The sequence below is a fragment of the Caballeronia sp. genome (assembly GCF_049581465.1).
In the GTDB taxonomy this organism is placed as follows: Bacteria; Pseudomonadota; Gammaproteobacteria; order Burkholderiales; family Burkholderiaceae; genus Caballeronia.
Genome location: NZ_JBAUSA010000060.1, coordinates 1 through 4522, shown reverse-complemented (window position 1 = coordinate 4522; position 4522 = coordinate 1). Strand labels below are relative to the sequence as shown.

Annotated in this window: 5 protein-coding genes and 1 riboswitch; of the genes, 2 read left to right on the top strand and 3 right to left on the bottom strand. The window is 60.1% G+C overall.

Annotated features, from left to right (window positions below):
* Positions 1–189: 189 nt before the first annotated feature.
* Together WCA53_RS01420 and WCA53_RS01415 are read right to left on the bottom strand one after the other, a co-directional pair.
* Positions 190–1500: a voltage-gated chloride channel family protein gene (locus WCA53_RS01420; RefSeq protein WP_423904662.1), complete on the bottom strand. Its 1311-nt coding sequence runs from the start codon at positions 1498–1500 to the stop codon at positions 190–192.
* A gap of 76 nt (positions 1501–1576) precedes the next feature.
* A riboswitch (Fluoride riboswitch) is annotated at positions 1577–1656 on the bottom strand.
* Positions 1657–1741: 85 nt separating this feature from the next.
* The gene (locus tag WCA53_RS01415) at positions 1742–2113 is read right to left on the bottom strand and encodes a DUF190 domain-containing protein (protein ID WP_423904659.1); all 372 of its coding nucleotides are present in this window, start codon (positions 2111–2113) and stop codon (positions 1742–1744) included.
* A 66-nt stretch (positions 2114–2179) separates the two neighbouring features.
* Here WCA53_RS01415 and WCA53_RS01410 point away from each other — a divergent pair, with 66 nt between their 5' ends.
* A complete protein-coding gene (locus WCA53_RS01410) occupies positions 2180–2305 on the top strand; it encodes a hypothetical protein (protein ID WP_423904656.1) in 126 nt (41 codons plus the stop codon).
* 76 nt (positions 2306–2381) lie between these two features.
* Here the strand turns inward: WCA53_RS01410 and WCA53_RS01405 are convergent, their stop codons facing one another.
* Complete coding sequence (locus WCA53_RS01405; protein ID WP_423904653.1) at positions 2382–3308, bottom strand: LysR family transcriptional regulator; 927 nt, start codon at positions 3306–3308, stop codon at positions 2382–2384.
* A 310-nt stretch (positions 3309–3618) separates the two neighbouring features.
* Between WCA53_RS01405 and WCA53_RS01400 the strand changes: the two genes are divergently transcribed.
* Positions 3619–4522, top strand: a 904-nt coding sequence (locus WCA53_RS01400; protein ID WP_423904649.1) for an NADH:flavin oxidoreductase/NADH oxidase, incomplete at its 3' end; no start/stop codon positions are given.

Genomic DNA, 4522 nt, shown 5'->3' with positions numbered 1-4522 from the left:
ACCTTGTCATCAGGATCTCCGCATCGGATGAAAAGCAGGATAGCAACACGAAGGATGCGATTCAGTTGCGCCGAGATGAAACATTCTTTAGGTAGATAGCCGACCCGCCCCGACACGTCTCCTCCGTGTGGGGCGGCTAGGTCGTCCCGCTCAATCAGACGCCGGCAGCTCGCATCAAGGAAAAATCGCTCACGACTGGACAGGGGCTGCCGTGGTTTTTCGGCGTGCGCGGCGTATCGCGGGGATCTCGGACAAACGAATTCCCTCGGGCAAGAACAGGTGCTTGGATTGGCCGACGCGTTGTGCCCGGTAGATGCCGGTGTGCCCCGCGAACAGGTAGCTCACAACGCACGCGAGGGCCGCGTAGACGCCAATGTGGGTGCCGAACAGTTCCATGGCCATGATGGTCGAGGCAATGGGCGTATTGGCGGCGCCGGCGAACACAGCGACGAATCCGAGCCCCGCGAGCACGGGAACGGGCAGCGCCAGAATGTGGCCGAGTGCGTTACCCAGCGTGGCCCCGATGTAGAACAGCGGCGTAACCTCGCCCCCCTTGAAGCCCGACGCCAGCGTTACTACGGTGAAGACAAATTTTCCAGCAAAGTCGTAGACCGGAAGATCGCCCCTGAACGCACTTTCGATGGTCGGGATACCTAAACCTAGAAACTGAGGGACATTTAAAGCCATAGCCGCGACGGCCACGATCAGCCCGCCTATGAACGGCCGCAAGGGCGCATACGCCAGCTTGCGTTTAGCTAGCGCTGACAACGCGTGCGTCGAGTCGGCAAAGAGCATGCCGACAACTCCGAATGCCATGCCCGCGAGCACGGCAGAGCCGAGTCCGAGCGCTGTGATCGGCGGGATAAACGAAATCGCGTAGACGGTATGCCGAATGCCCCACAATCGGCATACCTCGTCCGCCACGACCGACGAGGCGAGGCAGACGAGCAGTGCGTCGTATCTCAGGCGACCCATTGCCAGCACTTCAAGGCCGAAGATAGCGCCCGCGAGCGGCGTGCCGAACACCGACGAAAAACCTGCCGCGATTCCACCCATCAGCAGGATGCGACGGTCGTCGCGATCGAGGCCAAAAACATGCGTGATCCGATCGGCCAACGCTCCGCCCATTTGGACAGCCGTACCTTCGCGTCCTGCAGAGCCGCCGAATAAGTGCGTGATGACGGTTGCTATAAGAACCAGGGGCGCCATGCGTTTTGGCACGATCTTCTGGGGATCATGGATCTCATCGATCAGGAGGTTGTTACCGCCCTCAACTGTTTTACCCACGCGGAGGTAGACCCAGCCCGTCGCAAATCCCGCGACAGGAAGGAGCCATAGCAGCCATGGGTGAATTATTCGGGTATCGGTGGCGCGATCCAGCAAATAGAGAAAAAGAGCGGAGGCAGACCCCGCGAGAACACCGAGTACGCACGAGAGCAACAGCCAGCGCCCGACGTACGGAATCATGGCTAGCTGCTCAACAGACTTAAGACGTTTCATGATTTCCAGATTTGATAGAACATCAAACCTGGGCAGCAGGATGCCGCATAGACGGCCTACGACCTCCCGCACCCAGGAATTCGTAGGCATCATCAGCCGATCTCATCAACCAATCGCTCGGCGGTTATTTGGAGGAATGCCATCTCCAGCGCTGCGGATTTTACTCGAAACTATTTACGCAATGCAACATGGACATAGCCCATTCGCGGTGACGCAAAGATGACGTCTCCGTCTTTCTTTCTCAAGTGGGTCGCCGATGATGAAAGAGCGGAAAGTGCTTCCTCGTCTTTTCCGGAGCGTCATCTCCCAGCAATCCGAATTCGATTGGAGAGCGCGTGTAGAACACGTGCACGTGCTCCTCTCGGACGACATCCAGAATCCGGTCTGCTTCTTCTTCAGTGACCGCCATGATGATCTGTAACGGCTGGTCCGTAAGTTGAAGGACGTGCGCCGCATGATGTGCGCCAGCGTGGCCGATGCCTTCGGCACATCCGACGACCGTCGCCCCGCCAATGCCGAGCTTGCGTACTTCCTGAAGCAACCAGTCACACACGCTCAGATGACCGTGCTTGCGGTGCTGCTCGGTATAGAACGTTAATTGATAGCCGTTCATACAGGTCTCCAGAAACTGCTCTCTCACAGCATTCTAGTTCGGTATTTATCACGAGCGATTTGTGCAGTGCAGAACACCTGGGGGCGCCGCAGCGCCGCGTCGGTATTCAGACGCATTGCCGAACATCGCGACGACGTGATCCTGCTCGGCCCTTCCACCAAGGGACTCTCGCTAGAGGCAATCAACCATTGAATTGCCCGTTACGTTTGTTGGAAGTTCATTTCAGTATGGGTCTGGCGGGGCGGGTTAGCCGCGGCCGCGCAAGCACTCAAGACGCATGCCCGGGATGCCGCTCAAGGTGGTCTACGAGCATGCGCGCCGGCATCGGCAGCGTGTCGAAATTGCGCGCGACGATCAGCAGAGGACGTGACGACCACGAGTCGTTGAGTGCGACGATGCAAAACGGCGCCGAGCTTACATACGGCAATACGCTGTCCTCTGGCAGCACGCCAATGCCCAGGCCGGCGCTGACCATGTTGCGCACGCCCTCGAAGCTTGTCACCTCGATGCGCACGCGCAACCGCCTGCCACAACGCTCGGCTGCAGCGCGACACAGCTTCGGGATTGACGTGCCGTGCGGCATGCTGACAATGTCGTCGTCGAGCGCTTCCGCGAAGTTCGCGCTTGCGCGCGCGGTTAGTCGATGACCGGCCGGGACGATCAGCACTAGCTTGTCAGTGCTGTACGGACGCCACTGCAGATCGCCCAGCGAGTCCTCGGTGGCCGAGCAGATGCCCAGGTCCGCGACGCCGCCCGCGATCGCCTGAACCACTTCGTCGCTGGACTTCTCAACCATGTCGATCCGCACTTGCGGATTTGCGCTTAGAAACAAGCGCAGCGCGCCCGGCAGATACTGGACCATCGCGGTGAAGTTCACGTAGATCCGCGCGTGTCCACGCAAACCTTCCGAATATTCGGAGAGTTCGTCCGAGATCTGCTGCAAATGCTCGATCAACCGCTTCGCGTGGTGGTAGAGCGCTTCACCCGCGGGGGTGGCCTGCACGCCGCGGCTGTGCCGATACAAAAGCGGCGTGCCGGCGTCGCCTTCGAGGTCCGACACCCGCTTGCTAACCGCCGATGCCACGAGGTGGGTTCGTCCCGACGCCGCAGCAATGCTGCCCTCCTCGACTACAGCCACAAAAATGCGCAGCGACTCCATGTCAAAACGCAAAGGCCGATCCGCTGCAGCACGCATCTTCACTCCGGTTAATCGGGTTTACCTGCATATGTCTGGTTGCATCCATCGCGTTTAACGATGCCTGCATTGACGATTGAGAAGTTCCCAAAATGCCGGGCAATCCGCATCCTATGGACACCAAGGCATCAATGGGCACCAAGGCCGGTGATGAACTTGCAGCGCCTGGCATCGTGCATCGCGATTTTAAGGCGAAGTGTCGACTTTGTCGTTGCCGCCTGCGTGCCCCTGCAGGGCCACTCAGCGAACGCGCCGAAGTGCCGCCCTGAGTGCCAAGTCAAGCATCTTTATCGGCTAAGGAACCGTATCAATGAACGCAAAGCTCTTCTCTCCTCTCGAACTGGGTTCGCTAAAGCTTGCAAACCGCATCATCATCAGCCCAATGTGCCAGTACAGCGCCGTGGACGGATCGGCGAGCGCGTGGCATCGCGTGCATATCGGCAACCTGTCGCTGAGCGGCGCAAGCCTGATGCTGCTCGAAGCGACCGCCGTAGAGCCGGCCGGACGGATCACGCCATACTGCCTCGGCCTTTACTCCGACGCGAACGAACAGGCGCTCGCAAGCGTCCTTGACGAGGTGCGTCAGTTCACCGATATGCCGATTGGCATCCAGCTATGCCACGCCGGGCGCAAGGCGTCGAGCGAATCGCCTTGGCGCGGCGGTTCGCAAATCGCCGTCGAGAACGGCGGCTGGCGCGCCTACGGACCATCGGCGCTCGCCCCGTCCGACGATGAAATGCCGCCGCTCGAACTCGATCGCGCCGGCATGGAGCGTGTCCGCAACGCCTTTGTCGCAAGTGCTCAGCGCGCCTCGCGCCTGGACCTTGCCGCCATTGAACTGCATTTCGCGCACGGCTATCTTCTACATCAGTTTCTCTCGCCCATTGCCAACAAGCGCCAAGACGAATACGGCGGCTCGCTCGAGAACCGCATGCGCTTTCCGCTCGAGATCTACGATGCGGTTCGCGCGGTCTGGCCCGTTGGCAAGCCGCTCGGCGTGCGCGTGTCGGCGACCGACTGGTTGGATGGCGGCTGGGACCTCGAGCAAACGGTCGAGCTTGCACGGCAACTTAAGGCACGCGGATGCGACTGGATCGATGTCTCCACGGGTGGCCTTTCTCCGCTCCAGAAAATCCCGGTTGGGCCGCACTACCAGATCCCGTTTGCGCGTGCAGTGCGGGAAGCGACTGGCATGACGACGATCGGGGTCGGCC

Excerpts from the sequence above, each read along its gene's own strand:
- WCA53_RS01420 (WP_423904662.1), bottom strand. The coding sequence starts at position 1,500 with ATGAAACGTCTTAAGTCTGTTGAGCAGCTAGCCATGATTCCGTACGTC.
- WCA53_RS01415 (WP_423904659.1), bottom strand. The coding sequence starts at position 2,113 with ATGAACGGCTATCAATTAACGTTCTATACCGAGCAGCACCGCAAGCAC.
- WCA53_RS01405 (WP_423904653.1), bottom strand. The coding sequence starts at position 3,308 with ATGCGTGCTGCAGCGGATCGGCCTTTGCGTTTTGACATGGAGTCGCTG.